Annotated in this window: 1 protein-coding gene; it reads left to right on the forward strand. The window is 69.7% G+C overall.

Annotated features, from left to right (window positions below; all coding sequences use genetic code 11):
- The first annotated feature begins 151 nt into the window (after positions 1-151).
- A complete protein-coding gene (gene murC, locus GJV64_RS14165; protein ID WP_268920652.1) occupies positions 152-1,615 on the forward strand; it encodes a UDP-N-acetylmuramate--L-alanine ligase in 1,464 nt (487 codons plus the stop codon).
- Positions 1,616-1,684: the final 69 nt, after the last annotated feature.

Consider the following 1,684-nt stretch of genomic DNA (forward strand, 5'->3'; position numbering starts at 1 on the left):
CGTTTACGCCACAGTCCCTCGCCGATGCCTTGACGCCGTGGCTGACCGACCGGCAGGGGCTGGCCGCCGCTGCGGCCGCAGCGCGCGCCGCCGGCCACCCCGATGCTGCCGTGCGGCTGGCCAACCTTGTAATCGCCACCGGATTGATCGCATGAACCCGCCCGTTTCCCAAATTGTCAGCCCCGCCGGCACCAGCATCCGGCTGCGCCCCGGTTTCCGCACCGATATCGGCGTCATCCATTTCGTCGGCATCGGCGGCATTGGCATGTCGGGCATTGCCGAGGTGATGGCCAATCTGGGCTTTGCCGTGCAGGGCTCCGACGCCGCCGAAAGCTACGTGGTGGAGGGTCTGCGCAAGAAGGGCATCACCGTGTTCATCGGCCAGAGCGCCGAGAACGTAGCCAACGCCGCCGTGCTGGTCACCTCCACCGCGATCCGGCCCGACAACCCGGAAGTGGTGGCGGCGCGTGCCAAACGCATTCCGGTGGTGCGCCGCGCCGAGATGCTGGCCGAGCTGATGCGCCTGAAAAGCTGCGTCGCAGTGGCTGGCACCCACGGCAAGACCACCACCACCTCGATGGTGGCGACGCTGCTCGATGCCGGCGGGCTTGATCCCACGGTGATCAACGGCGGCATCATCAACTCGATTGGCTCCAACGCGCGGCTGGGCGCGTCGGACTGGATGGTGGTTGAGGCCGATGAAAGCGACGGCAGCTTCCTCAGGCTGACCGGCACCTTCGGCATCGTCACCAACATTGACCCTGAGCATCTCGATCACTGGGGCGATTTCGAAGCGGTGAAGCAGGGCTTTGAACGCTTCGTCCATGCCGTGCCCTTCTATGGCGCCGCGATCCTGTGCATCGACCATCCGGAGGTGCAGGCGCTCATCCCGCGCGTGTCGGACCGGCGGATCATTACCTATGGCTTTGCCGCCACCGCCGATGTGCGCGGGGCAGACGTGACGCCGGTGCCGGGCGGCAACCGCTTTGCCGTGCTGGTGCGCCTGCGCGATGGCCAGCAGCGCCGCATCGATGATCTGGTGCTGCCGATGCCCGGCCGCCACAATGTGCAGAACGCGCTGGCCGCCATCGCCGTGGCGCTGGAACTGGGCGTCGACGATGACGCGCTGCGCGCCGGCCTGGCCCGCTTCGGCGGCGTCAAGCGCCGCTTCACCAAGGTGGGCGAGGTCGCGGGCGCCACCATCATCGATGATTATGGCCACCACCCGGTGGAGATCCGCGCCGTGTTGGCCGCCGCCCGCGAGGGCGCAACTGGCCGCGTGATCGCCGTGGTGCAGCCGCACCGCTTCACCCGGCTGCGCGACCTGATGGCGGACTTTTGCGCCGCCTTCAACGATGCCGACATGGTGTATGTCGCGCCGGTCTATGCCGCCGGCGAGGCGCCGATCGAAGGCGTGGACGCCGCCGCGCTGGCCGCCGGGCTGGTGGCGGCCGGGCACCCCCATGCCGAGACGGTGGCCGGGGCCGATGACCTGGCGGCGCGGCTGGCCGGCGTGATCCAGCCCGGGGACCAGGTGATCTGCCTGGGCGCCGGCGACATCACCAAGTGGGCGGCGGGCCTTGCCGACGCGATCGCGCGGGTGAAGGCAGGGTGACAGCGCCCACCGCCCCTCCGGCCGCGCGCGGCAAGCTCACGGCCGCAGCGCCGCTGGCCCCGCTCGTCT

The organism is Sandarakinorhabdus rubra (assembly GCF_010994245.1).
Classification (GTDB): Bacteria; Pseudomonadota; Alphaproteobacteria; order Sphingomonadales; family Sphingomonadaceae; genus Sandarakinorhabdus; species Sandarakinorhabdus rubra.